Raw genomic sequence first — 25,873 nt, forward strand, 5'->3', positions numbered from 1 at the left:
ACTGCCATGATTTAACTTATATGTAAAGGAAATATATGAACATTACCTATCACGGACAAACCCCGCGCCTCTCCGAAGCTACCGTTGCCAACGGTTTTGTGTTTTTATCGGGTATGGTTCCCGAAACAGACAGTTCGGACATTACCGAACAAACTCAAGATGTACTCAAACAAATCGATAAATGGCTGGAAAAATGCGGCTCCGACAAGCGCCATATTTTAGAAGCCACAATCTACCTGCCTGATCTGGCCGATTACGCTGCAATGAATGCGGTATGGGACCAATGGGTTGATCCCCAACGCACTCCGGCTCGCGCCTGTGTAGCCGCCGGCTTGGCGAATCCGGCATGGAAAATCGAAATCAAAGTTTCTGCGGTACAGCTTCAAAATACAGCCGGTAAAAATACACGCTAAAAGCAGGTAGTTTACGGACAGGCTGAAGCCGAAGCATACTGGAAACGGAATAAAAGCCAATTATTTATTGGTGAATCAGAATGAGCGCTCCTGATTACTTATATATCAATATGGCAAACGGCCAGCTGGTTAAACATCTGCTGCCCAACCGCATATCGGTGCTTTTGTTTGATTATATGTTGCCGCATATGGCCGATGTGGCTCCGGATTATGCCGAACAATTCGAGGGCGAGTTTTCCTGCTGCACGTTTTCCATCGCCGATTTGCCCGAAAAAGATTTTATGGCCGTATACCAATTAATAATGGATGCTTGTGACGATATTGATGCCTTACAGCCTTTAAAAAGCGGTTTGCAAACAGCCTTACTGGCAGACCCGCGCTATAAAAAACAGACCGCATAGCCTGTAAAATTCATAACGTCCAAAAAACGCGCATTTAAGCGCGTTTTTCTTATATTCTCTGCCATCGGTGAGAAAACCAATCTGGCACTAATCTAACAATATTCTAACGGCGGCTTCCCGCGCGACATAATATCTCTCATCCAGCAAGACGGTGAAACGCTGCCCGATAACCGGCTCGTCAGTGCAAATATAAATCACCTCCCCTATGAAGGTTCACCTACCTCTAGAAAATGCAGCTAATTATTCGGTTCCACCAATACGGGCTTTTAGTATTTGTCACGGCAGCCGCTCATTTTCATGATAGTAAGGCTACAACAAATAATCACCACCCCGGCCGGCGGCAAAACCGAAAAATTCTCCAAGATAAATAATGCCGTCTGAAAAATATTTTCAGACGGCATTATTTACATTTTATTTTTTAATTTAAAGCACAGTATGAATCTTTTCAAACATCCCGTTCGGCAATATGGCAGCGTACGCCATGTTCATCCAGCTTTTGACGGATAGTGTCTGACGGTTTGCGGTCGCTGAACACACAGTCAAACTCGGTAACGTCTCCCATCCTTACCAAAGCATTCCGCCCCGATTTACGGTGATCCAACACCAAATAGCGCATACGGGCATTTTCCATCATCGCCTGCATCACACTAACTTCTTTATAGTCAAAATCCAAAAGCGAGCCGTCCTGCTCCACACCGGCCGCACTTAATACGGCGTAATCGACTTTAAACTGGTTAATAAAATCTACCGTAGCTACGCCCGTCACACCACCGTCTACCGGGCGCACCACTCCCGAAGTAATAATGACCGTATAATCGCTACGCCCGGATACAATCGCCGCCACATGGATATTATTGGTAATAATGCAAAGATTTTTATGATTTTTCACCAAAGCCATTGCTACTGCTTCAATGGTTGTTCCGATACTCATAAACAATGAAGCATTATCGGGGATTTCAGCTGCAATCAAATCGGCAATATGCGCCTTTTCGTTTTGCAATTTATTCTTTTGGGCAAGATAATCATCTCCCTCCATCCCTTCGCCCAAAGCCGCACCACCATGGTAACGGCGTAAAATGTTTTCTTCGCAAAGCTGGTTAATATCACGGCGGATGGTTTGCGGTGTAACGTCTAAATCGCGCGCCAATCGGTCAATCGGCATAAAACCGTGTTCGCGCACGAGGGCAATGATTTTTTCATGTCGTTGGATGCGTGGCATAGGTTCGTTTACTTTTGATTTTTATGAAATAAATTGTGCCAAATTCGCTTTCTTCACGCAAGCGGCACAGATGTGCGGTTATTCAAAATTTCATGGCGGAAAAAACAACCATCAAAACCGGGGAAATAATATTGATGATAAACCCGAAACTGATGGCCAACGGAACTGCCGCCAAACCGCCGGAACGTTGAATAACCGGCAAAGTAAAATCCAAACTGGTCGCACCGCCCACCCCCACAGCTGCACTCGGATGGCGGCGCATTAGCAACGGAATAAATACCAAAGCAAAAAATTCGCGGGCCAGGTCATTCAACAGTGCCACACTACCCCATATCGGGCCGTAGGCTTCGGTCATCACAATGCCGGAAAGCGAGTACCAGCCAAACCCAGATGCCAATGCCAAACCTTTACTCCATGAAACTTCGGATTGCAAGGCGGCAAACAGCAAACCTCCTGCCAAAGAAGAAAGCGTAATCAATATACTGGTTTGCACGCCGCGCTTATTAATCAGCACCTGCCGCAAGGTAATACCGCTGCTTCGTAATTGTACCGCCACGACAAATACCATCAACATCAGGCAATAAGTACCCAAGTTTTCCGGCGGCAGCCAATCACGGCTGAGTATCCTACCCAGCATAAAACCCGCTAACACGCAACCGAGCTGCTTGATACTGCCCGTTAAGCTAATATCGGCTTTTTTGTTGCTTCCCTCCACCTTCCATGGAAAACGGCGGTCATACCACATTAAAACCAGCAAATTCATCCCGATCACGGCTATAAACAGGCAAACGGTCGATATGAAAATAGTGCTGATTTGCGCGCCTAAATTCTCAACTTGGGAAAGCGACACGCCGATCAGCAACAATATGGCATATACCAGCCACGACAGGGCTTTATCCAATAAGGGCTGATATTGTTTGGGCACACTTATAAAAAATCCGGCAAAAAGCGGCGAGAGTACGGTAATCAAAGTTATCAAACTGTTCATAGCATGAGCGCAGCAGTTGCCAAACTTTTGAACCGTTCGGACAACTCTCTTTAATGTCTTAATGTCGGCTAAGCATTATATCTGTTAGCAAACGTTAAGGCTAGGCAGAGCCAGTAGCCTTGAGTGAGATACGCCTATGTTGACAAGCCTGTAACGCAGGCATAAGATTAGCTCTGCATCACGAGTTGGGAAACCATGCCAACCTGCCTATTGCCGGCAAGGTGGAATGCGCGTGCAGATGCGGCTGTTGATTTTTCGACGGCAAATATGGGCATCACACCCTGTTTCCCGAAATGCAGGGTGTTTTTTGTTATCCGGCTGCTGTATCGGCAGCCCCTATGGGTGATTTATTCCCAATTGCCGCCCATGATAAAGTGCTAAACAGGATAAGGAATATCGCATGAAAATCCAGAATCTCGAGTTCTCTGTTCATACCGTTGCGGCCAGCTCGGCCATTCAGTTTGTGCTACACCGCAACGGCAGCCGCAATGAAATTATAGGCATTTACCGACCCGAAGAAAAACTGTGGCTCTGTCCGCTTGCCTTTCCCAATCACTACTGCGCCCCACTCTCTCCAGACAGGGAACTCGCTACGTTGCGTACGATTTTATTTTTAGCAGGAGCCGATGATATCGACGGCTGTATCAGCGCTCTGGAAACTTATGCAAAAGAATATGATGCCGCCCGCCGCAAACACTATGCAGCTTAAATATTCTCTTTATTGAAATAAAATGCCGTCTGAAATTTTTCAGACGGCATTTGTATATCGCAATATAAAAAACACCATTATATTTCTTTCATTCCCGACGGACAGTTCGGCAGAATTTGCATTGCCTATAAAATCATGATCTATGTTGCTCTCATAAAAAAAGCCGCCCGAAAATTTTCAGACGGCTCCTTATTTTATGATAATGATCATAACCGGATATCATAGTGACGAAAGCGGCGCATCGACCACGCCGAAAGAAACATTAATCCAATTTGGTAACGGCATCCAACAATACATCCGCGGCAAGGATTCCTAAATTATTTGCGGCCAGCGGACTATCTCCGGTTAACAGTTGGCGGTCTTGGCATACTTTACCGGTAATGTCTTCATTCATTACTTTCATGCCCAAAGCCTGTAAGCGTTCCGCTACCAACCACGGCAAACGACCGGGCATATAGCCGATATCAATATTGGCACCTTCGTCAAGTGAGTCGGGAAATACGCACAACTCATAGCCTTTGAGCGGGAAGGCGCCCTGCTCATCTGCCAATGACACCAATGCTGCCGGACCATGACACAAAGTGATGATATAGCGGTTTTTATCCAGCATCGAATTTAAAACACGCGCCACCTCACTACTTTCAGGAATAGCATTAAGTACACCATGACCACCGGGCACAAATACGGCAATGTAAGGAGAATCCTCATCGGTTACCGATTCAATAATATCGGCCAATTTATGCGGCTTCTGTAACTTCGGCAGATAAGTTTCAAAAATACCGGCTACCGCCTGATCTTCCTTCGGCATCGCCCACATTTCAAACTTAACGGGATTTCCCGATAAAGTAGCGACTTCGATTTCAAATCCGGCTTCATGGATATGGAGCATCGGCAACAACGTTTCGACCGGATGGTTGCCGGTAGAAAAAAGTTTTCCGTTTTGCATTTTTACATACCGCTCATCGGTAGCAATCATCAAAACTTTATATTTTTCCCCCTTATAAGGCTCGGAAAATTTGAAACCTTTAAAATCGGTTTTCGGGCTGGTATAAAGGCTGAGTGAATATTCCGAAGGAAAGTAGGCGTTATATTCGGCGCGGTCGGATACGGGCTGCTTGATGAGGTCGCTCATGGCGGTTCTCCAAAAAATAAAGCGGGGACACAAAGAATAAGTAAAAATCCTGCTATGCCATTCTAACCTCATATCTTCCGCCGGATACAACGGGCTTACGCGCTTTTACTTTCCAACAGCATATACCGGCGTTTTATCTGCCAATATAAAAAAAATTATTCCGAACCCAATATCAAAAAGGGGTTTTCGCCTCCGCGCTGATAGCCTGACTCACCTACTAAAATATCCAAAGCCAGCGAGGCTAGATCGTCTGCTACCGGGTCGGCATATTGTTGTTTGTCTTGCCGGTAAAGCTTACGGTAACTATGGCACGCCTCACAGCTTTCGGCTCTTGCGCCCGTCAGTACCGGGCTGAGCCCGGGTGTTTCCTCCGGATCGATTTCCTGAATACGCATGCCGCTGCTGTCACCGCAAGTGGTACATTTTGCACGCAGGGCATTCCAGCGGCTGTTGCAATGAGGACAATGCATATAGCGAAAACCTGCCAAATCCGTTTTAATCAACACTACACTTCCTACCGCTTCTGTGCCGCAGCAGGGACAGTTTACGCGCTCTTCCACCGGCGGAACATGGTCTTCGGTCAATTGCGCCGCCCATGCCGTCCAAATAACCTGCAAGGCCGCCCGCACCCATACCAAAGCCGAGCGGTCGGCATCGGTTTCATTTTTGGTTAACACGCGCCTAGCTAATTCTTCTGCTTGCTCACGGGACAATGCGGCTAATTTATCCAACTCTGCCTGTACGGCTTTCGTCACACCTATACGGCCTGTCTCCGCCACTAAATCGGCCAACACACCGTAAAAATCAGCAGGCACCTCGCCTAGGGCTGCTTGCGGCAAAATGGTTTGCCCTTGGTATAAATCGGGCAGCACGAAGCTGTGTTTGTCGTAAACCGCCTGCTGCGCCGTACTCAACTTGCCTAATAATTCAAGATACACGCGCCATTCGCTGGCTTCATTTTGCGCCAACTCTTGAAAACGGGTACTGCGTTCGGCAAAAAGGTTGCTTTCGGGTGCCAACCAAAACGGTGTATGGAACAAGCCTTTTTGAATTTCGGTAATCGGTTTGATGGATATTGTGCTCATAATCTTTTCTTTGTGTATGTGTTTTGCAAAGGCTCGTTTCAGACGGCCTGCTTTGTTTCGCCGGAACAGGCCGTCTGAATATAATCAGGATGGGTATAAACCGTATATTGATGCTCCCGGGCAAAGCCGATTAATGTCATGCCGGCTTGTTCGGCCAAACGTACGGCAAAGGCTGTGGGCGCCGAAACTGCGGCCAATAGTCCCACGCCCATTGCCGCTGCTTTAGCCACCATCTCATAACTGGCACGGCTGGACACCAACACCCAGCCCCGCTGCCAATCAATATTGTTTTTCGCACCCCAGCCCAACAGCTTGTCGAGCGCGTTATGGCGGCCCACATCCTCAAATAATTTGACAATAATGCCTTCTTCTACCCAAGCCGCACCATGCACCGCACCTGTTTGCGCGCGCAAGGTCTGGTATTTGTCAAAGGTTTGCAATGCCGCCTGTATATCCTGTGCTTGAACGATATGGCCGCGCGCTACTTCAGGCAAATCCGGCCTGACCGCCTCCAAACTTTCCACCCCGCACAAACCGCAGCCAGTACGCCCGTTCATATTACGGCGACGTTCTTTCAACAACCGGAAACACGCCGAGGCAATCTCCAAATGAACTTCAATACCGTTACAACCGTTTTTGGTTTCCACATCGTAAAGCTCTCCGACATGGGTCAGAATGCCTTCGCTCAGACTAAAACCAAGTGCCAATTCCGTTATATCGGCGGGAGTAGCCATCAATACCACATGGGCGATTCCGTTATACACCAATGCTACCGGGGTTTCTTCTGCAAGAATATCATCGGTATTTTCGGTACTGCCGTTTCTGAAACGGCTTACGGTACAAACGCTGCTTATTGCATTCGGAATCATAAGTATATTCGGGGAAGAAAACATCAAAGGCCGTCTGAATAAAAGCGGCAAAAGGTTTGATTATAACAATTTATTGTGCAAAAAGCGCACTGCTGCCAAACCGATTCTAACACACTGTTTTATCAAAGCTATTACGCCAAACCTAAACCATGTACGGACAATTGCGGCACTCCGGCCGCTGATTTCAATAAAAGATAAAGATATATTGAGATTTTGTATGCAGTTTTCCGATTTGCTACCTGCTTAAAAATCCCGAAGCGGCCAAACCATTGCCTACAAATAAAAATGCCGTCTGAAATTTTTTCAAACGGCATCTGAAACTTCTTCCCTCAAGCCATCATTTTTTCAGACGGCCTTCTTTTTTAGCGGTACGACGCAGCCATTTGTCGTAAGCAACCGCACAGGCAGGTTTTCCCATACCGGATAACACATACAGGTGGGCGGCCACACTTTTGGCCAGGCTCTCCAAATGATAACCGCCTTCCAATACCGACACCACACCGCGGCATTCTTCGCCCGCCGCCTGCACCAGCTTATGCGTCAGCCAAGCATAATCAGCCTCATGCCAATTCAAACTACCGCTCTCGTCCTTACGATGCGCATCAAATCCTGCCGAAAGCAGGAGCAATTGCGGTTTGAATAACGCCAATTGCGGCAACCACAAGCGGCGGACAGCTTCACGCATTTCACGGCTGCCACTGCCGGAAGGCAGAAAAATATTATGGATATGAGGATTGCGCCCGCCAACGCCTTCATCAGGAAACGGATACAGATCAGGAGCACAACTATTCAGCAACATCACACGCGGGTCATCTTTAAAAATTTCCAGTGTGCCGTTGTTATGGTGCACGTCGAAATCGACAATCGCAATACGTTGCAAACGATGTTCGGCAATCGCGCGCATAGCGCCGACAGCAACATTATTAATCAGGCAAAAGCCACCTGCTTTGGCACTTTCAGCATGATGCCCCGGCGGCCTGACTGCACAAAACGCACGCGGGGAGCGTCCCGACAATACCGTATCAACCGCCTGCACGACCGCACCTGCACCATAACGCGCAGCAGCGAGCGTTTCACTGCTCATCACCGTGTCGTCGTCAAGCCGGTATATTTTGCCCGGTTGCGGCCTAACTGATTCAAGATACTGTAAATATTTACTGGTATGAACCAAAGCCAATTGTTTGTCGGTCACTTCCGCCGCCTCCGCACGGCGGATCCGCGGCGATATCTTCTGACGGAGCAGCTCGGCCTCTATAGCTCCGATGCGTGCCGCTGCTTCGGGATGATCCGTACCCGGATCATGTTGTAAAAACAGTGGATGGCCTATCCACAACAAGCGCGGCTTTCTGCCCAAAAGCCGTCTTATCCACGCACGCACGCTTGCTCCTTGCTCCCGCCCTTTTCAGACGGCATCCGACAAACAGGATAAATAGGGTTAATAATCATGGAAATTACTTGGAAAAATACCTCTATCCCTTTAGAATAGCCTATTTTAAGCGGTACAGACAAACCGCTTAGCATTTTTATCCATTTATAATAGAAAGACTGGACGACACATGATTGACTTTGCTTACGCAGCCGACGCCGCCGCCCAACCGAATTTGCTGATGCAGTTTGCTCCGCTGATTTTGATTTTGGTTGTATTCTACTTCCTGATCATGCGCCCGCAACAAAAGAAATTCAAAGCACACCAAGCCATGCTGGCCGAATTGAAACGCGGTGACCGCGTGATTTTGGCTTCCGGCTTTACCGGTACCATCACCAACGTGAGCGAAAAATTCTTTAATGTAGAAATCGCAAAAGGCGTGATTGTAGAAGTTGAGCGCAACGCCGTTTCCAGCAAAGCGGCATAATCCGCCGCCTTTGAGAGCCGCCGCACGGTGGCTGTTTACATTTTATCGGCCATGCACCGTTTCGATATGCCTCAATTTAGCCGTACGGCTTTTGCACTTCAGCCGTCCGACAAGCTTTTTCAGAAGTTTGGCCCGCCGAAACCGCCGCCATATAAAATGCCGACAGCCATAAGCTGCGGCTGTTCGTTTTTATCCAGTAAAGGTTTACCATGAACCGCTATCCATTATGGAAATACCTGCTGATTGCCGTGACCCTGATTTTGGGCGTGATTTACACACTGCCCAACTTATTTGGCGAAACGCCGGCCGTACAGGTATCCACCAACCGCCAATCTATTGCGATTAACACACAGACCGAGCAACGCGTTGCCTCTGCCTTGCAAGCCGCGGGCATTGCCAACGACGGTATGTTTATCGCCGACAATTCGCTTAAAGTACGCTTTCGCGATGCCGAAACCCAATTACGTGCCCGCGATGTTATCGAAAACACTCTGGGTGACGGCTACATCACCGCATTGAACCTCTTGGCCGACAGCCCCGAATGGATGGCGAAAATTAATGCCAACCCGATGTTCTTAGGCCTTGACTTACGCGGCGGCGTGCATTTCACCATGCAGGTTGACATGCAGACGGCCATGCAAAAAACATTTGAGCGCTATTCCGGCGATATCCGCCGCGAGCTACGCCGTTTGAAAACCCGTACAGGCACCGCACGCCAAAACGACAACAGCCTGACCGTACCATTCCAAGATGCCGCGGATGTACAAAAAGCCCTGCCCGAATTGCGCCGCATTTTGCCAGAAGCCACACTCACCCCGAACGGCAACGATATCGTACTTACGCTCTCCGAAGCGGTTTTAAACAAAGTGCGCGAAGATTCGGTTAAACAAAATATCAATACCCTGCACAACCGTGTGAATGAGTTGGGCGTAGCCGAGCCGGTTATCCAACAGGCGGGAGCAGACCGCATTGTGGTACAACTGCCCGGTGTTCAGGATACCGCCAAAGCCAAAGACATCATTGGCCGCACCGCCACCTTGGAAGTACGCATGGTATCGGATGACCCCGCCCTGATGCAGGCCGCACTTGCCGGCAATATTCCTGCGGGCTACGACCTGCTTTACACTGCCGGGGAAAAACCGGTTCCCACTTTGGTCAGCAAACAGGTAGAGCTCACCGGCGACAACATCAATGATGCCCAACCCAGCTTTGATGAAATGGGCGCTCCTGCCGTCAGCATCAATCTTGATGGTACCGGCGGTACGATTTTCGGCGAGCTGACCAGCCAAAATATCGGTAAGCGCATGGCAATGGTTCTAATCGACCAAGGTAAAGCCGAAGTCGTAACCGCACCTGTTATCCGCACCGTCATTACCGGTGGCCGCGTACAGATTTCAGGCAGCATGAGTACCGCCGAGGCCAATGATACTTCTCTTCTACTGCGCGCCGGTTCTTTAGCCGCACCTATGGAAATCATCGAAGAGCGCACCATTGGCCCGTCTCTCGGTAAAGAAAATATTGAAAAAGGCTTCCATTCTACCCTTTGGGGCTTTGTGGCCGTAGCCGTTTTCATGATTATCTATTACCGTATGTTCGGTGTTTTTTCGGTTATCGCCCTATCGGCTAACTTGCTGTTCCTGATTGCCATCTTATCGGCGCTGCAAGCCACGCTCACCCTACCCGGTATCGCCGCAATCGCCCTCACATTAGGTATGGCCATCGACTCTAACGTATTGATTAACGAGCGCATACGTGAAGAGCTGCGTGCAGGTGCATCACCGCAGGCAGCCATCAATATGGGGTATCAACACGCATGGGCAACCATTGTCGACTCTAATATCACTTCGCTGATTGCCGGTATCGCCTTGCTGATTTTCGGCTCGGGTCCGGTTCGCGGTTTTGCCGTGGTGCATTGTCTGGGTATTCTCACTTCAATGTATTCTTCTGTAGTGGTGTCTCGCGCTATGGCGAACCTATGGTACGGCCGCCGCCGCAACCTTAAAAACATTTCTATCGGTGCGGTATGGAAGCCCGAAACCACAGCCGGTAAGGAGTAAAACATGGAATTGTTCAAAATCAAACGCGACATTCCGTTTATGAGCTACGGTAAGCTCACTACCCTGATTTCCCTGATCACTTTCATCCTTTCGGTGTTTTTCTTAGTAACCCGCGGTTTGAATTTCTCAGTTGAATTTACCGGCGGTACGGTAATGGAGGTGCAATACCAACAAGGTGTTGAAATCAACCAGGTACGCCAACGTTTGAATACTGTCAGCGAAGGCGAGGTACAGGTTCAGGCGCTGGGTACTAACCGCCATATCATGATCCGCTTACCCAACAAAGAAGGTGTGTCTTCAGCGCAACTTTCCAATCAAGTGATGAACCTGCTGAAAACCGACAACCCGGACGTTACACTACGCCAAGTTGAGTTTATCGGTCCTCAAGTAGGTGAGGAACTGGTATCCAACGGCCTGATTGCTTTGGGCATGGTGATTGTCGGTATCATTATTTACCTCTCCATGCGTTTCGAGTGGCGTTTTGCAGTCTCTGCCATTATTGCCAATATGCACGACGTAATTATCATCCTCGGTTGCTTTGCCTTTTTCCAATGGGAATTTTCGCTTACCGTGCTGGCCGGTATTCTGGCCGTATTGGGCTATTCGGTGAATGAGTCGGTGGTAGTATTCGACCGTATCCGCGAGAATTTCCGCAAACCGAATATGCGCGACAAAACCGTACCCCAAGTTATTGATAATGCGATTACCGCCACTATGAGCCGTACTATTATTACCCACGGCTCTACCGAAGCGATGGTATTGTCTATGCTGATTTTCGGCGGCGCCGCCCTACACGGCTTCGCACTGGCATTAACGATCGGTATCGTTTTTGGTATTTATTCTTCTATTTTGGTTGCCAGCCCACTGCTGCTGGCATTCGGTTTAAGCCGTGAAAATCTGGCGAAACCCCAAAAACAAAAAGAAGAAGCCGTGGTATAAATACCAACCTGGCTAAAAAGAAAAAATGCCGTCTGAAAAATTTTCAGACGGCATTTTTTATTAATGATGACAAACCGGATATGTTTAGTTTAAATGCCAAAATATTGATGGCACAACAACAGATTTGTCACCGCACATTCATCGGATATTATGCCAAGCTAGTATCCAAAGCTTTCGAAATATCGGCCCAAATATCTTCGATATCCTCGATACCGACTGAAAAACGCAGCAATCCTTCTTTAATACCCAATCCTGCTTTTACTTCAGGCGACATACCACTGTGGGATTGGGAAAAGCTGTGGTTTACCAAACTTTCTACACCACCCAAGCTGGATGCCATTTTCACTAGCTGCATATTTTTAATTACGCTGTTGGCTGCCGCTTTGGTATCGTTTTTTAGATAAACCGACACGACACCGCCGAAACCGCGCATTTGTTTTTTGGCCAACTCGTGGTGCTCATGCTCTGCCAACCCGGGATAAAAGACCTTGGCTACGGCAGGATGGGCCTGTAAGCGCTTGGCCAACTCTGCCGCATTTTCCAAATGCTGCTTCATCCGCACGGGAAGGGTTTTAATACCGCGCAATACCAACGCGCAATCCATCGGTCCGGCTATGGCACCGGTATTTACCATCATAGATTGCAAACGCGAGGCATGTTTTTGGTCTTTAGCAACTACAATACCCATCAGCACATCGGAATGTCCGCAAAGGTATTTGGTAGCAGAATGGAACACGATATCGCAGCCCATATCCAAAGGATTTTGCAAATATGGTGTTGCAAAAGTATTGTCAATACACACCATAGCGCCGGCGGCCTTCGCCTTGGCCGACAGCAATTCGATATCCACCAGGCGCAACAGAGGGTTGGAAGGCGTTTCCAACCAGACCATAGCTACTTTGTGTTCAGCTAAAACCGTATCAAGATTATTCGGATCGGTTAAATCGGCAAAAACAACATTAATGCCCCATTGGGCGTAAACTTCCGTCAGCAAATCATATGCGCCGCCGTAAATATCGGCTACTGCCACAATAGTATCGCCCGGGCGTAAAAATGTACGCCACACGACATCGATTCCCGCCATGCCGCTGGAGAAAGCGAAACCGGCCGCACCGTGCTCTAAAGCGGCCACAGTGTCTTCCAATACTTTTCGGGTAGGGTTGGAAAGGCGGGAGTAACGGTAAGGTATTTGCTCGCCGATTTCATGCATGGCAAACATACTGTTTTGATAAATCGGCGGCATCAATGCGCGGTTATGCTCATCACAATCATAACTGGAATGAATGGCTTCTGTAGCAAATTTCATAACGTCCGACCCATATGTAAAATAAAGATAAGGGATTTTACCACTATCCGAAAAATAGAAACAATCAATGCCGTCTGAAAGCACAAGTGATATAATCTCGCATTTACTACGGCCTTAAAAATAAAGGCACGGGTCCGCCGTATAATCAAAATTATAAAAAAACGTTGCCATGCGCAACGGCCGGGCAAACTAAAATCATTTTCAGACGGCCTTGTTTTTCAGCCGTATGCACACATTTTGGGCGGTATTGTTCAGGCAAATCCGCCGTTACCCTTAAGGAAATCCATCAGCATGAACGCCATTGCAGACGTGCAATCCAGTCCCGATTTACGCAATATGCCGATTAACCAGGTAGGAATCAAAGATTTACGTTTTCCTATCAGCATCACTACTGCCGAGGGTACGCAGCAGACTGTCGGACGGCTCACCATGACCGTTTTCCTGCCTGCCGATCAAAAAGGCACACATATGTCGCGCTTTGTGGCTTTAATGGAAGAGCAAACCGAGCCATTGAGTTTCACACGCCTAAAAGCGTTAACCGAAGAAATGCTGCAACGCTTGGATTCGCACTCCGGTAAAATCAGCGTCTCTTTCCCGTTTTTCCGCCAAAAATCAGCCCCGATTTCCGGCATCAAATCTTTACTCGATTACGACGTTACCCTTACCGGTGAAATCGAGAACGGTCAGTACCGCCATACATTGAAAGTGCTTGTCCCCGTTACCAGCCTGTGCCCTTGCTCGAAAGAAATTTCCCAATACGGTGCGCATAATCAGCGCTCACATGTTACCGTTACATTATCGTGCTCCTCCGAAGTCGGCATCGAAGAGCTTATCGACTGTGTGGAAGCCCAAGCCAGCTGCCAACTTTACGGCTTGCTGAAACGTCCGGACGAGAAATTTGTTACCGAACAGGCTTACGAAAATCCGAAATTCGTAGAAGATATGGTGCGAGATGTCGCAACCGCACTTTCCGCCGACAAACGAATTTGCGGCTATATTGTGGAAAGCGAAAATTTCGAGTCTATCCACAATCATTCCGCTTATGCCTATATTGCTTACCCGTAAAGTCTCTCGTTATCTTTTGAAAGCAAAACGCCGTCTGAAAACAGACGGCGTTTTTGCATACCATTCACTTTATATATCCTAACGCATAAAACGACCTTGCCGTAAAAACCAAGCTGACTGAGCCGCCGCATCCTTACTGAACAGCATTCCCGTATGCGAAAGCGGCAAGACCACATGATCGGCCATGTTTTCCAAACAAGTTTCCGCTACACCCACCGTGCCGTCATTTTCTCCTTCAAGCCGCAACAAACGCCCTAAACCCAACGGTTGATTACCTGCCAAACTGCCTAACTCTATCCCCACCGGCAAAGGCGGCACCTCCCCATTCAATCCGCTTAGAAATGACCCGCCCAAAACCGGAATGCCCAGTCCCCAATCGTGAATTTTTACCGCTGCCTGACTACCCTGATGCGGCGTGCCCAAAGTTACGATTCGGCCACGCACCAAATCAGGCCGCTGTGCCGCGAAATGACGCAATACCAAGCCGCCCAAACTGTGCCCGACAAAGTGTAGTTTTAATGTATTGTCTTTCTCGTAATCGGCCTCTACCTTATCAATCAAAGCCTTGGTATGCCTTTGAATATTATGTAATACACTATAATAACCAAACGTATCGGTATCACACCCGAAACCGGCCAACAACCGGGCAAAGGGCCGCATCGCCCAGGCATGCATATGCAAGCCGTGCAATAACAATACGCGTTCATTCATCAATTCTGTTACCTTTATAATTCATTATTACAACAACATAAACATTGATAGTATATGCTCGGGCCAGGCCGTCTGAAACTGCTGCAAACGGCTTTATCACTTTCAGGCAATCAACTAACCCAAAAATATTCCGCTGTTTGGCAAACCGCCGATAACGATACCAAAAACTTACTGCTCATAAAAATACCGCCCGGCCGAATAACGGCGGGCGGTATTTTTTTAAAGGCCCAGTTCTTGCCACAAAGCATCGACTTTCGCTACGGTAGCGGCATCCCGTTCAATCACCCTACCCCATTCCCGATCGGTTTCTCCCGGCCATTTATTGGTTGCATCCAAGCCCATTTTACCGCCCAAGCCGCTCACAGGGCTGGCAAAATCAAGATAATCAATCGGCGTATTTTCGACCATCACCGCATCGCGTACAGGATCCATACGCGTGGTAATCGCCCAAATCACCTCTTTCCAATCCCGGCAATCCACATCATCGTCCACCACCACGATAAACTTGGTGTACATAAATTGGCGTAAAAAGCTCCAGCAACCCATCATTACCCGTTTGGCATGGCCGGCATACTGTTTTTTGATACTGACCACGGCCATGCGGTAAGAACAGCCTTCAGGGGGCAGGTAGAAATCCACGATTTCGGGAAACTGCTTTTGCAACAGAGGCACGAATACTTCGTTTAAGGCCACGCCCAATACGGCAGGTTCATCAGGCGGTTTACCGGTATAGGTGCTGTGGTAAATCGGATTTTCACGCATCGTGATGCGCTCTACCGTAAACACGGGGAAATAATCTTGTTCATTGTAGTAACCGGTATGGTCGCCATAAGGGCCTTCAAGCGCGGTTTCATCCGGGTAGATCACACCCTCCAACACAATTTCGGCGCGGGCAGGCACTTGCAAATCACTACCAATACATTTCACCAACTCTGTGCGCGAACCACGCAGCAGGCCGGCAAATTGATATTCGCTCAACGTATCGGGCACGGGGGTAACCGCCCCTAAAATCGTAGCAGGATCACAACCGAGTACAACGGCTACGGGATAAGGAACACCCGGATAAGCTTTTTTATGTGCCTGAAAATCCAATGCGCCGCCGCGGTGTGCTAACCAACGCATGATCAGCTTGTTTTTACCAATCAGCTGTTGACGGTAAATACCTAAATTTTGGCGTTTTTTATGCGGCCCGCGGGTAACTGTTAATCCCCATGTTACCAACGGAGCAATATCCTCAGGCCAACAATGTTGGATCGGCAGGCGGGTCAGATCGACTTCATCGCCCTCCCATACGATTTCCTGACAAGGCGCCTTCTTCACCACATTCGGTGCCATACTCCAAATGTCTTTTAAAAGGGGAAGCTTGGAAAATGCGTCTTTTATGCCTTTAGGCGGCTCGGGTTCTTTCAGATAAGCAAGCGTTTTACCGATTTCACGCAATTGGCTGATATTATCCGCCCCCATGCCCATGGCCACACGCTCCGGCGTACCGAAAAGATTAGCCAATACGGGATAATCGTAACGGCTGCCGTCTGGCCTTACGGGATTTTCAAATAATAATGCGGGACCTTCCGCGCGTAGTACCCGATCGGCAATTTCCGTCATCTCCAAATGCGGCGATACCGGCAAGGTAATACGCTTAAGCTTTTGCTGTGCCTCGAGTTGAGCAATAAATTCTCTTAAGTCTTTATATTTCATTAATTTTCTTTCAGATGGCTATTTAGCCAACCCATACTATTGCAGGAATACCCGAAATTACCAAACGGCTTGTATTGTTTTGTTCATACCACCTAACCAAGATGTTTACTTGGCAAATCTACCTGCTACCCTAACGCGCTCTATAAAAAATATCAAAAATCCTTTCTCACCTCAGGAGTACTCAATGATACTTTTAAAATTGGCAGCCATTAACTTCACCTCAAAATAATGAAGTAAGCCCTGTTTGGAAATGGTAGTATTTTAACCTATCTACCGTGTATTCCATACTGCCACGAACGCTAAAACCAACTTTTCAAATATATAAATAGGCTTTAGTTATGCACTTTCCTGCCAATACAATCAACTTTTAAGCTTGTCGATACATCTTTGCAAGCATAAATGCCGTCTGAAACTTTGTTCAGACGGCATTAAATCCAAATGTAAGATGGCCCGATTCAGTCGCCGTATCGAAATAGCAATATAGCTTCTACATGGGCGGGTTTATCAGCTATGCGGCGATTTCCTCCAACCGCAAACAAGCCACTTTCCGGCCTTTCCATTCGCGCAATACCGGTTCTTCCGCTGCACACCTCGCCGTGGCATATGGGCAGCGCTGATGCAAAGCACACCCGGTCGGCAGATTAAGCGGGCTGGGTAGCTCGCCTGCAAGCTTGAGCTGTACTTTCTGCTCTTTCAGGCTAGGGGCTGCGGATAACAATGCCTGGGTATAAGGATGCAACGGCTGCTCAAAAATGGCACGGCTTTCTCCATGTTCCACCGCTTTACCCAAATACATCACCATAATATCGTCTGCCATATGCTCAACTACAGACAAATTATGCGAAATAAACACATACGCCGTATGGTATTGCTCTTGCAAATCCATAAATAAATTCAACACTTGGGCTTGAATAGATACATCAAGTGCGGAAGTCGGCTCATCCGCCACCACGATTTTGGGATTGAGCATCATGGCACGTGCCAAGGCGATACGCTGACGCTGGCCGCCTGAAAACATATGCGGATAGCGTGAAGAGTGTTCCGGACGCAAACCTACTGTTTTCATCATTTCCATAGCGCGTTCATAACGCTCTTTTTTACTCAACTTGCTATGGATAGCAAGCGGTTCCATCAACTGAAAAGCAATCGTTTGGCGCGGATTCAGGCTGCCGTAGGGGTTTTGAAACACCATTTGGATTTCGGTGCGCATTTTTTTTAATTCACCGGCTGATAATTTGGCCGTTTCGATACCATTTACCGCTAAAGTTCCGCTACTGGGCGACTCAATCAACGTGAGCTGGCGTGCCAATGTAGATTTTCCGGATCCGGACTCTCCCACAACGGCCAATGTTTTACCCGCGCGAAGTTCGAATGAAATACCGTTAAGCGCTTTAACTACCTGCTTACTCTTGCCTAAACCTCCGCCCACCGGATAATGTCGGGTCAACTCACGCGCCTGCAATACAATATTCTGCTCGTTCATTTTATTCCCTTCCATCGGGTTAAATCATTGGCAATACAGCGGACACGTCCATATGGTGTTTCCAGCATTTTAGGCGGCACCATACAAGCTTCACGCACATAAGGGCACCGTGGCGACAACAAACAACCGGCAGGGCGGTCATATTGGCTGGGCACAACCCCCGGCAGGGATTTCAAGCGTGTTTCGCCAAAAGAAAATTCAGGAATGGCCTGCAGCAATGCCTCTGTATAAGGATGAGCTGGATGTTCAAATACATATGGCACCTTACTTTCCTCTACCACTTGTCCCGCATACATCACAACCACATTTTTAGCATGCTGTGCCACCAAACCCAAATCATGGGTAATCAGAATCATGGCCATACCGCGTTCTTTTTGCAATCTGTGCAGCAGATCCATAATTTGCGCTTGCACGGTAACATCCAAAGCAGTAGTCGGCTCATCCGCTATCAATAATTTGGGTTCGCAGGCAAGAGCCATGGCAATCATCACGCGCTGGCTCATCCCGCCCGATAACTGATGCGGATAAGCTTTCAAACGGCTCGGCGCATCAGGTATTTCCACCAACTCAAGCAATTCTACTGCCCGGTCGCGCGCAGCTTTTCCTTTTAAGCCCAAGTGCGCCTTGAGCACCTCTACAATCTGCATTTCAATGGTGAAACTTGGATTCAGGCTGATCATGGCATCTTGAAAAATCATTGAGATATCTTTGCCAATGATTTGCCGTCTGGCCCGTGCAGACATATTCAGCATATCCTGCCCGTTAAACAGCATTTTATCTGCATGAATAGCTGCCGTATTCGGCAACAGCCCCATAAGCGCCATCATAGATACGGACTTGCCCGAACCCGACTCACCCACTACCGCCAACACGTCGCCGGCCGCTACATTCATACTTACGGAGTCTACCGCACGGAATGCGCGCGCACCTTGGCCAAAAACTACTTGTAGGTTTTCAATGGTTAATAAAGGTTTCGCTTCCATTAAGACACCTGCTTCAGTTTAGGATCGAGTGCATCCCGCAGGCCGTCACCCATCAAGTTAATTGACAAAGCCGCAATGAAAATCGCCAATCCCGGGAAAACGGCCATCCAAACATTACTTTGAATATACTGACGCGCATTGCCGAGCATCGCTCCCCACTCTGCCGAGGGAGGCTGCACACCCAAGCCCAAAAAGCCGATAGCTCCGGCCTCGAGAATAGCCGTAGAAAAAATCATCGTAGCCTGCACAATCAAAGGCCCCATGCAATTGGGCAAAACCGTAATCAGCATCAAACGCGGCAAACCCGCCCCCATTACGCGGGCAGCGGTAACATAGTCTTTTTGCAACTCGACCAACACCGTAGCACGGGTAATGCGTATGAAAGGCGGCATACATACAAGGGAAATGGCCAAAATAGTGTTGGTCATCGAAGGGCCGAGAATGGCGGCAATGATAATCGCCAGCAGAAGGCCGGGATACGACATCAGAATATCATTACACAACATTATCAGCTTACCTGCTGATTTCGGCCAAAAAGCAGCCGCCAACCCCAAAAATACACCGACAATCATTGCAATCAGGGTTGCAGCCAAGCCGATCAATAACGAATAACGGCTTCCGTGCAAAATCCGAGACAGGGTATCGCGTCCTGCATCATCGGTTCCAAAAATAAATTCGGATGTTCCGCCAAATAACATCGGCGGCAATTGCTCTTTACCCGCGTGCAGGATATTCGGATCATAAGGAGCAATCCAAGGTGCCAACACTGAGGAAAGCACCAGTAAAGCAAGCACCAGCAAACCTGCCGTCGCACCTTTATTTTTCAAAAATGCTGTAACAAACTGCTGCCATTCACTCGGCGGCTTAACCGCTAAGGCAGAAGGTGTCGGTACAGATACAGTCATGGGTATGTGTCCTTTTATTCTGTTTTAAGCGTGACGGATACGCGGGTTAATCAAACCGTAAGTAATATCTACCAGTAGGCTGATTATCATCAAAGCAGTAGCCACTAATAAGATTCCGTTTTGCACAATCGGATAATCCCGGCTGAAAAAACCGTCGAGAAGCCAAGTACCTACTCCGGGCCAGCTAAAAATAGTTTCGGTAAGAATCGCCCCTGCCATCAAAGTTGCCATTTGCAAACCTACTACGGTGATCACCGTGATCATGGTATTACGCAATACATGTACCAAAATAATGCGGGTAGGAGATAAACCTTTGGCCTTCGCGGTACGGACATAATCTTCACCCAAAACCTCAAGCATGGCCGAACGAGTCATACGGGCAATCATGGCTAAAGGAATGGTTGATAAAGCTATGGACGGCAATAAAAAATGTTTCACAACATCCCATAAAGCCCCCATATCGCCGGATGCGGCAGCACCTAACAACCACGAACCATAAATCGGCTGTACATCAATATATTTAATGACATTAATTACGCCGGATACCGGCAGCCAGCCGAGATAATGTGAAAAGATGCCGGTAAGAATCGGCCCAAGGAGATAAATAGGCATTGAATAGCCGGCCAATGCCCCACCCATCAACATATAATCCAGCCAACTTCCACGTTTTAATGCTGCAATAATCCCCAAAGACACACCAAGCACGGCAGCAATCGTAATCGCACAGAACGCCAATTCCAAAGTAGGAACGAAATGGTGGAAAAAATCTTCTAAAACAGGTGTGCGCGTTCGAAAGGTTTCACCAAAATCACCGCTAAGGATTTTTGTTAGATAATCCCAATACTGAACAATAATCGGCTTGTCCAACCCTAAACGCTGCATCATAGCCTCGCGCACGGCAGGATCGACACTGCGCTCACCCATCATTACCAATACCGGATCTCCCGGCACCAAACGGATAAGCGTGAATGTAGTGATGGTTAAGCCGATATAAATCGGAATCATCAGCAGTAACCGGCGCAAAATATAAGAAAACATAAGCCTTACTCTGATATTTAAAATCTATTTTGATAATGATGGTCTGCATTTTCAGACGGCATCAGATGCCGTCTGAAAACACTAAAAAACACCATTTTGCCCATACAAAAGCAAAATGGTGTTTTAGCTGCTATTACTCTATGCTTACACCCTCGAAGCGAGTGCTGCCCAAGGGCTCCAATACGTAACCTTTAACATTTTTTGCCAATAAGGCATCAGTTACAGAATGCGCCAAATAAACCGCAGGTTTTTTCTCGGTTAACAGCTTTTGCGCTTCCATATATAAGGCCGTACGCTTCTCCTTATCGGTAGTAGAACGGGCATCGACAATGACTTTATCAAATTCCTTATCACAGAAACCGCCATAGTTTGACCCTCCCACAGCAGCACAGCTCAAAAGATTACCGAACCAGTTGTCAGGGTCACCGTTATCACCGGTCCAGCCGATCAACATAGTATCAGCCTCACCTTTCTTACCACGGCTGAGGTATTCTCCCCACTCATATGTTACCAGCTTAGCTTTTAAACCGACTTTCGCCCAATCCGCCTGAATCATTTCAGCCATCAGTTTGGCATTCGGGTTGTACGGACGTTGAACCGGCATATACCACAGCTCGATCGAAGCGTTTTCTTTACCGGCCTCTTTCAACAATGCCTTAGCGCGCTCGGGATCATAAGCCGAAGGTTTCAAATTGGTATCCACACCCCATTGGCTTGGCGGCAGCAAACCTGCGGCACGTTTGCCGGCACCGGCAAATACAGCATTGATAATGGCATCTTTATCAATCGCCAAATCAAGTGCTTCGCGCACACGCACATCAGATGCGATACGGCCTTCGCGGCTATTCAGGCTCAGATAACCTGTATTGTAGCCTTCGCGTGATTCAACATTTACCTTACCCGATTTTTTCGCAGCCTCTACTTCCGCCACTTTATTGTAGCGCGACAGACTGCACTCTCCGGCCTCGACTTTCTGTGCACGCACACCCGAATCTTTAGTAATGGCGAAAATCAGATTATCGATTTTGACATTGTCTTTATTCCAATACTCATGATTTTTCACATAACGGATTTGCTGGTCTTTTTGGTATGACTTCAACACAAACGGCCCGGTACCGACAGGTTGGGTATTGATATTGGCTTGTTTTCCCTCGGCAGTCAGCTTATCTGCATATTCAGCAGACAATACATAAGCAAAAGGCATGGCCAAGTTTTGTAAGAAAGGCGCATTGACTTTATTTAAAGTCATTTTTACGGTGTAATCATCTACTTTTTCTACTGAAGCGACATCATCCACCATACCCATATCGGCAGCATACGGAAACTCTGCCGGGTAAGCGGCATTGAAAGGATGCTTTTTATCCAACATACGCTGGAAAGTAAACAACACATCATCCGCATTGAAATCACGGCTTGGTTTGAAGTAATCGGTAGTATGGAACTTCACACCTTGGCGCAGCTTAAAGGTATATTGCTTGCCATCTTCGGAAACTTCCCAGCTTTCAGCCAAACCGGGTTCTATATCGGTAGTGCCGATTTTAAACTGTACCAACCCGTTATACAGCGTATGCGCAGAAGCATCAAATGTTGCGCTGTCCGTATATTGGCCCGGATCAAAACCGCTCGGGCTACCTTCAGAACAATAAACCAAAGTACTCGCACCACCGGAAGTACTGCCGCCTCCGGAAGCCGCATCTTCTTTCTTTCCGCCGCAGGCAGCCAAGCCCAAAGCAATTGCAGCCAGTGCGGTTAATTTAAATAAAGGCTTTTCCATACCTAAACTCCTCTTTGCATTATTCTTAATTCATATAATGAAAACAGCCCGGTAAAAATAAATCATACAAAATAAAAAGTACAATAAAAACAATATCCAAAATGCTATTATGTACTTCAAACATATAGATTGATTTTTAGCCTCAGCCAAATAGACAACCTCAATAGGGTGAAAGCCGACTATATATGTAAATTTTTGTTTAATCAAGATTCCGATTTGTTAAAACCATTTCTACCCTCGGGTAAATTTTCAATTGTTTGCTTCTTAAAATAGTACGCTCCCAACAGGAAAGCACCCTCGCCATGGCCCAATCGGTTCGAATTACTACTCATGACTACTCAACTGTCTGATCTAAATAATCAGTCTGAAAAAACACACGCCAGCAAGCAGAAAATTAATAAAGCAAAGCTCTGTTATCGATAAAAAATAAGCCGCACACCCAACCGTATGCGGCTAATTTATGCTCCCTATTTTACGGATAATACGGTCGGAAAAGTCCCCAATACACCGAATATACTACCCGCCCTATGGTGATCACGAATAAGTCATTAAACCTGTATTGAAAATCCTTTCAGACGGCCTCTTTCAAGCGGCCTGATAATGTTTTTCACAAAACCATCTAATTTTATTGCCGAATCAAATGATGTTCTCAACATTAAGCCGGATAACGCTTACCCTTTTTCAAAAGGCGCAAAGTATTGGAAACCACCAATAAAGAACTAAGGCTCATACCCAACGCGGCAATCCAAGGCGTAACAAAGCCGAAAACCGCCAACGGTACGGCGATAACATTATATAGGCTCGCCCATACCAGGTTTTGACGGATGATGGTACGGGTGCGTCTCGCCTGTTCGATAATTTTCGGCAAAACAGTCATATCATCATTTAACAACACAACATCCGCGCCATCCCGCGCCACATCGGCTCCTCCCGCCATGGCAACCGACACATCGGCTTGCGCCAATACGGGGGCATCATTAATACCATCTCCCACCATCAGCACTTTTCGATTTTGCCGTTGCAGCGTTTCCACATAAGCCAGCTTATCCTCGGGCAAAGCTTCCGCTCTCGCATGATCCAAGCCCAGCTGTGCCGCCAGCACATCCACAGCGGTTTGCCTGTCGCCACTGAGCACATGCAACTGCAAGCCTTGTTGCCGAAGCTCGGACAACATTTCGGCCACATTGGGTTTGATTTGGTCGCTCAACAAAAATACGGCCTGGAACCCGCGCGTATTGCCTAAAGCCACCAAACCGCCGTCATGCTCGATGGCAGAAAGACCGTTCGGAAGCGCCCCGGCAATTTCGGCTACGAACCCCACCCGGCCAAGCGACCATAATAATGTTTCACCGTTAATTGTCAGCATTGCGCTCACGCCGTGACCGACACGGTTCAGGCGTTGCTCTGCCGTTATCTGCAAACTCTCTTCAGACGGCATCTCAAGAATGGCTTTGGCTATCGGGTGTTCCGACTGCACTTCCAACTGGCGCGCTATCTGTACGGCCTCCGCTTCGGACCAGTTTCCGAAAAGACGGGTTGCCACCACATTCAGACGGCCTTCCGTGAGTGTACCGGTTTTATCGAACACAACATCCGTTACCTGCGACAAACCTTCCAAACTATGACTGCCACCCACTAACACGCCGTCTGAAGCCAAGCTGCCGGTAGAGGCTGCCAATGCGGTCGGCGTAGCCAACGAAAGCGCACACGGACAAGTAATCACCAAAAGCGAAACCGTAATCCATAGCGCCGTCGTCATATCCGCATACAAGCTCCAACCGATAAATACGGGTACGGCCATCACCAACAAGCCGAATACAAACGAAGAGGCATATTTATCGGCCAACTCCGCCAAGCGCGGCTTTTGCGCCAATGCTCGGTCAAGCAGGCGAACGATATGCGACAAACGGGTATTACCGCCTACTTGGCGGGTTTTAACCACCAAAGGACTGGCCGTATTAAGCGTGCCGGCGACTACTTGGCTGCCGGTTTGTTTCAGCACAGGCAAGCTCTCACCGGTCAGCATCGCTTCGTTTACTTCGCTTTCGCCCTGCAATACTTCGCCGTCTACCGGAATCACCTCGCCCGGGCGCACGAGTATCACGTCATCAACCGCAAGCTGAACCACCGCTGCCTCTTCCACTTCTTCACTTGCAGGATAACCGGGCAAGCGGTGGCAAAAGGCAGGCACAAGCTTCACCAGCCGTTCGGTGGCATCACTGGCCTTACGGCGCGCCACCTGCTCCATGTAGCGGCCGCTAAGCAGAAAAAATACGAACATGGCAATCGATTCGAAATACATGCCCTGCCCGGCATTGCTGAACAGCGCATACATACCCGCCGCCAATGTCAACAGCAAGGCAATCGTTACGGGTGTATCCATGCCCACCCTGCGGTTGCGCAAATCGCGCCATGCACCTTGGTAAAACGGTACTGCCGAATACAACATCACCGGCAACACCATAAAAAACGAAGCCCAATGCAGCAATTTAAGAAACTGCGGTTCGATATCGTTATAAAGATAAGTCGGCACGGCAAACATCATCGTCTGCATCATGCCCAAGCCTGCCACAGCCAAACGAATCAACGCCTGCTTACGTTTCTTTTGGGCGGCGGCTTCCTGTTTTTGAGCATCATACGGCGCGGCGGTATAACCGGTAGACTGAATACGGAGCAAAATATCCGATAAGGCCACACGGTTGTTGTCCCAGCTGACCCGTACACGCTCGGTACTATAGTTCAAATCTACGCGCAACACGCCCGGGAGGCGCAATAGCTGCTGCTCAATCAGCCAAACACAAGCCGCGCAAGTAATGCCGCCCAACATCAATACGGCCTCGCGACTATCACCTTCGCCTTGCTCGACAAAGCCCTGCTGCACTTCCGGCAAATCATATAATCTGATTTGCGCCAACACTTCTTCCGGCGGCAGTGCGGCCTGCTTGGCATCGGCCGTGCGTTGTTTGTAATAACTGCCCAAGCCCGCGTCAATAATGCTCTGCGCCACGGCTTGGCACCCGGCACAGCAAGCCGGCTCTTCGCGCTCTTCGTAACGGATCGTCAGGTGAAGATTTTCGGGTACTTCCAACCCGCAGTGGAAACACGTTTCTCGACTCATAACTTTACTTCACCCCGCATCTGTGGTTTTCGTATTCCATATTTTTAAAAGCTCAAAGGCCGTCTGAAACAGGATTCGCAATCATATGGCAACACCATATCCACCGCCGCTTCCCTTTTGTTTATAT

At 48.2% G+C, this 25,873-nt stretch carries 22 protein-coding genes and 1 riboswitch; of the genes, 7 read left to right on the plus strand and 15 right to left on the minus strand.

What is annotated here, in order from left to right; translation table 11 throughout:
• The first annotated feature begins 35 nt into the window (after positions 1–35).
• Together ACEPPX_RS02340 and ACEPPX_RS02345 are read left to right on the plus strand one after the other, a co-directional pair.
• Positions 36–413, plus strand: coding sequence for a RidA family protein (locus ACEPPX_RS02340; RefSeq protein ID WP_416622797.1), 378 nt, complete (start codon positions 36–38; stop codon positions 411–413).
• Between the two features lie 80 nt (positions 414–493).
• Positions 494–814 (plus strand): hypothetical protein, encoded by a 321-nt coding sequence (locus ACEPPX_RS02345; protein WP_416622798.1) that lies wholly within the window; start codon positions 494–496, stop codon positions 812–814.
• 445 nt (positions 815–1,259) lie between these two features.
• Here ACEPPX_RS02345 and ACEPPX_RS02350 read toward each other — a convergent pair whose 3' ends face one another.
• Both ACEPPX_RS02350 and ACEPPX_RS02355 read right to left on the minus strand, forming a co-directional pair.
• On the minus strand, positions 1,260–2,033 hold the full coding sequence (locus ACEPPX_RS02350) for a DeoR/GlpR family DNA-binding transcription regulator (protein WP_047760426.1): 774 nt from the start codon (positions 2,031–2,033) through the stop codon (positions 1,260–1,262).
• Between the two features lie 82 nt (positions 2,034–2,115).
• Positions 2,116–3,021, minus strand: coding sequence for a lysine exporter LysO family protein (locus tag ACEPPX_RS02355; RefSeq protein ID WP_416622799.1), 906 nt, complete (start codon positions 3,019–3,021; stop codon positions 2,116–2,118).
• Between the two features lie 170 nt (positions 3,022–3,191).
• Positions 3,192–3,300, plus strand: a riboswitch (SAM-I-IV-variant riboswitch).
• 121 nt (positions 3,301–3,421) lie between these two features.
• Here ACEPPX_RS02355 and ACEPPX_RS02360 point away from each other — a divergent pair.
• The gene (locus ACEPPX_RS02360; protein WP_047760428.1) at positions 3,422–3,730 is read left to right on the plus strand and encodes a hypothetical protein; all 309 of its coding nucleotides are present in this window, start codon (positions 3,422–3,424) and stop codon (positions 3,728–3,730) included.
• A gap of 262 nt (positions 3,731–3,992) precedes the next feature.
• Here the strand turns inward: ACEPPX_RS02360 and hchA are convergent, their stop codons facing one another.
• The 4 genes from hchA to ACEPPX_RS02380 all read right to left on the minus strand — a co-directional run bounded on the left by hchA (position 3,993) and on the right by ACEPPX_RS02380 (position 8,194).
• Positions 3,993–4,862, minus strand: a complete 870-nt coding sequence (gene hchA / locus ACEPPX_RS02365; RefSeq protein ID WP_416622800.1) for a glyoxalase III HchA — start codon at positions 4,860–4,862, stop codon at positions 3,993–3,995.
• A 155-nt stretch (positions 4,863–5,017) separates the two neighbouring features.
• On the minus strand, positions 5,018–5,947 hold the full coding sequence (locus ACEPPX_RS02370) for a formate dehydrogenase accessory protein FdhE (protein ID WP_416622801.1): 930 nt from the start codon (positions 5,945–5,947) through the stop codon (positions 5,018–5,020).
• A 38-nt stretch (positions 5,948–5,985) separates the two neighbouring features.
• On the minus strand, positions 5,986–6,816 hold the full coding sequence (fdhD, locus tag ACEPPX_RS02375) for a formate dehydrogenase accessory sulfurtransferase FdhD (protein WP_416622802.1): 831 nt from the start codon (positions 6,814–6,816) through the stop codon (positions 5,986–5,988).
• Positions 6,817–7,153: 337 nt separating this feature from the next.
• Positions 7,154–8,194, minus strand: coding sequence for a histone deacetylase family protein (locus ACEPPX_RS02380; RefSeq protein ID WP_416622803.1), 1,041 nt, complete (start codon positions 8,192–8,194; stop codon positions 7,154–7,156).
• A 178-nt stretch (positions 8,195–8,372) separates the two neighbouring features.
• Between ACEPPX_RS02380 and yajC the strand changes: the two genes are divergently transcribed.
• The 3 genes from yajC to secF all read left to right on the plus strand — a co-directional run bounded on the left by yajC (position 8,373) and on the right by secF (position 11,665).
• A complete protein-coding gene (gene yajC, locus ACEPPX_RS02385) occupies positions 8,373–8,669 on the plus strand; it encodes a preprotein translocase subunit YajC (RefSeq protein WP_416622804.1) in 297 nt (98 codons plus the stop codon).
• A gap of 209 nt (positions 8,670–8,878) precedes the next feature.
• Positions 8,879–10,726, plus strand: a complete 1,848-nt coding sequence (gene secD / locus ACEPPX_RS02390; RefSeq protein WP_416622805.1) for a protein translocase subunit SecD — start codon at positions 8,879–8,881, stop codon at positions 10,724–10,726.
• Between the two features lie 3 nt (positions 10,727–10,729).
• Positions 10,730–11,665: a protein translocase subunit SecF gene (gene secF, locus ACEPPX_RS02395; protein WP_047761269.1), complete on the plus strand. Its 936-nt coding sequence runs from the start codon at positions 10,730–10,732 to the stop codon at positions 11,663–11,665.
• A 148-nt stretch (positions 11,666–11,813) separates the two neighbouring features.
• On the opposite strand, the gene ACEPPX_RS02400 is transcribed toward secF, so the two are convergent.
• A complete protein-coding gene (locus tag ACEPPX_RS02400) occupies positions 11,814–12,971 on the minus strand; it encodes a trans-sulfuration enzyme family protein (RefSeq protein WP_416622806.1) in 1,158 nt (385 codons plus the stop codon).
• A 291-nt stretch (positions 12,972–13,262) separates the two neighbouring features.
• Here ACEPPX_RS02400 and folE2 point away from each other — a divergent pair, with 291 nt between their 5' ends.
• Positions 13,263–14,036 carry a GTP cyclohydrolase FolE2 gene (gene folE2 / locus ACEPPX_RS02405; protein ID WP_047761267.1) on the plus strand — a complete coding sequence of 258 codons (774 nt, stop codon included), beginning with the start codon at positions 13,263–13,265 and terminating at the stop codon, positions 14,034–14,036.
• A gap of 78 nt (positions 14,037–14,114) precedes the next feature.
• Here the strand turns inward: folE2 and ACEPPX_RS02410 are convergent, their stop codons facing one another.
• From ACEPPX_RS02410 to ACEPPX_RS02445, 8 genes are all read right to left on the minus strand, one after another.
• Positions 14,115–14,747: an esterase/lipase family protein gene (locus tag ACEPPX_RS02410; RefSeq protein WP_416622807.1), complete on the minus strand. Its 633-nt coding sequence runs from the start codon at positions 14,745–14,747 to the stop codon at positions 14,115–14,117.
• 219 nt (positions 14,748–14,966) lie between these two features.
• On the minus strand, positions 14,967–16,445 hold the full coding sequence (gene ubiD / locus ACEPPX_RS02415; protein WP_416622808.1) for a 4-hydroxy-3-polyprenylbenzoate decarboxylase: 1,479 nt from the start codon (positions 16,443–16,445) through the stop codon (positions 14,967–14,969).
• A gap of 508 nt (positions 16,446–16,953) precedes the next feature.
• The gene (locus ACEPPX_RS02420; protein WP_416622809.1) at positions 16,954–17,928 is read right to left on the minus strand and encodes a dipeptide ABC transporter ATP-binding protein; all 975 of its coding nucleotides are present in this window, start codon (positions 17,926–17,928) and stop codon (positions 16,954–16,956) included.
• A complete protein-coding gene (locus ACEPPX_RS02425) occupies positions 17,925–18,911 on the minus strand; it encodes an ABC transporter ATP-binding protein (protein ID WP_416622810.1) in 987 nt (328 codons plus the stop codon). Before ACEPPX_RS02425 ends, ACEPPX_RS02420 begins: the two co-directional genes overlap by 4 nt.
• The gene (locus ACEPPX_RS02430) at positions 18,911–19,816 is read right to left on the minus strand and encodes an ABC transporter permease (RefSeq protein ID WP_416622811.1); all 906 of its coding nucleotides are present in this window, start codon (positions 19,814–19,816) and stop codon (positions 18,911–18,913) included. Before ACEPPX_RS02430 ends, ACEPPX_RS02425 begins: the two co-directional genes overlap by 1 nt.
• Before the next feature lie 24 nt (positions 19,817–19,840).
• The gene (locus ACEPPX_RS02435) at positions 19,841–20,854 is read right to left on the minus strand and encodes an ABC transporter permease (RefSeq protein WP_047761260.1); all 1,014 of its coding nucleotides are present in this window, start codon (positions 20,852–20,854) and stop codon (positions 19,841–19,843) included.
• Positions 20,855–20,987: 133 nt separating this feature from the next.
• Positions 20,988–22,628: an ABC transporter substrate-binding protein gene (locus ACEPPX_RS02440; protein WP_416622812.1), complete on the minus strand. Its 1,641-nt coding sequence runs from the start codon at positions 22,626–22,628 to the stop codon at positions 20,988–20,990.
• 655 nt (positions 22,629–23,283) lie between these two features.
• Positions 23,284–25,746, minus strand: coding sequence for a heavy metal translocating P-type ATPase (locus ACEPPX_RS02445; protein ID WP_416622813.1), 2,463 nt, complete (start codon positions 25,744–25,746; stop codon positions 23,284–23,286).
• Positions 25,747–25,873 lie beyond the last annotated feature (127 nt).

The sequence above is a fragment of the Neisseria sp. S1 genome (assembly GCF_048060015.1).
Lineage (GTDB): Bacteria > Pseudomonadota > Gammaproteobacteria > Burkholderiales > Neisseriaceae > Neisseria > Neisseria arctica.

What these genes read in the sequence shown, in the direction of transcription:
- ACEPPX_RS02340 (WP_416622797.1), top strand. Translation starts at nt 36, where the DNA reads ATGAACATTACCTATCACGGACAAACCCCGCGCCTCTCCGAAGCTACC.
- ACEPPX_RS02345 (WP_416622798.1), top strand. Translation starts at nt 494, where the DNA reads ATGAGCGCTCCTGATTACTTATATATCAATATGGCAAACGGCCAGCTG.
- ACEPPX_RS02350 (WP_047760426.1), bottom strand. Translation starts at nt 2,033, where the DNA reads ATGCCACGCATCCAACGACATGAAAAAATCATTGCCCTCGTGCGCGAA.
- ACEPPX_RS02355 (WP_416622799.1), bottom strand. Translation starts at nt 3,021, where the DNA reads ATGAACAGTTTGATAACTTTGATTACCGTACTCTCGCCGCTTTTTGCC.
- ACEPPX_RS02360 (WP_047760428.1), top strand. Translation starts at nt 3,422, where the DNA reads ATGAAAATCCAGAATCTCGAGTTCTCTGTTCATACCGTTGCGGCCAGC.
- hchA (WP_416622800.1), bottom strand. Translation starts at nt 4,862, where the DNA reads ATGAGCGACCTCATCAAGCAGCCCGTATCCGACCGCGCCGAATATAAC.
- ACEPPX_RS02370 (WP_416622801.1), bottom strand. Translation starts at nt 5,947, where the DNA reads ATGAGCACAATATCCATCAAACCGATTACCGAAATTCAAAAAGGCTTG.
- fdhD (WP_416622802.1), bottom strand. Translation starts at nt 6,816, where the DNA reads ATGATTCCGAATGCAATAAGCAGCGTTTGTACCGTAAGCCGTTTCAGA.
- yajC (WP_416622804.1), top strand. Translation starts at nt 8,373, where the DNA reads ATGATTGACTTTGCTTACGCAGCCGACGCCGCCGCCCAACCGAATTTG.
- secD (WP_416622805.1), top strand. Translation starts at nt 8,879, where the DNA reads ATGAACCGCTATCCATTATGGAAATACCTGCTGATTGCCGTGACCCTG.
- secF (WP_047761269.1), top strand. Translation starts at nt 10,730, where the DNA reads ATGGAATTGTTCAAAATCAAACGCGACATTCCGTTTATGAGCTACGGT.
- ACEPPX_RS02400 (WP_416622806.1), bottom strand. Translation starts at nt 12,971, where the DNA reads ATGAAATTTGCTACAGAAGCCATTCATTCCAGTTATGATTGTGATGAG.
- folE2 (WP_047761267.1), top strand. Translation starts at nt 13,263, where the DNA reads ATGAACGCCATTGCAGACGTGCAATCCAGTCCCGATTTACGCAATATG.
- ACEPPX_RS02410 (WP_416622807.1), bottom strand. Translation starts at nt 14,747, where the DNA reads ATGAATGAACGCGTATTGTTATTGCACGGCTTGCATATGCATGCCTGG.
- ubiD (WP_416622808.1), bottom strand. Translation starts at nt 16,445, where the DNA reads ATGAAATATAAAGACTTAAGAGAATTTATTGCTCAACTCGAGGCACAG.
- ACEPPX_RS02420 (WP_416622809.1), bottom strand. Translation starts at nt 17,928, where the DNA reads ATGAACGAGCAGAATATTGTATTGCAGGCGCGTGAGTTGACCCGACAT.
- ACEPPX_RS02425 (WP_416622810.1), bottom strand. Translation starts at nt 18,911, where the DNA reads ATGGAAGCGAAACCTTTATTAACCATTGAAAACCTACAAGTAGTTTTT.
- ACEPPX_RS02430 (WP_416622811.1), bottom strand. Translation starts at nt 19,816, where the DNA reads ATGACTGTATCTGTACCGACACCTTCTGCCTTAGCGGTTAAGCCGCCG.
- ACEPPX_RS02435 (WP_047761260.1), bottom strand. Translation starts at nt 20,854, where the DNA reads ATGTTTTCTTATATTTTGCGCCGGTTACTGCTGATGATTCCGATTTAT.
- ACEPPX_RS02440 (WP_416622812.1), bottom strand. Translation starts at nt 22,628, where the DNA reads ATGGAAAAGCCTTTATTTAAATTAACCGCACTGGCTGCAATTGCTTTG.
- ACEPPX_RS02445 (WP_416622813.1), bottom strand. Translation starts at nt 25,746, where the DNA reads ATGAGTCGAGAAACGTGTTTCCACTGCGGGTTGGAAGTACCCGAAAAT.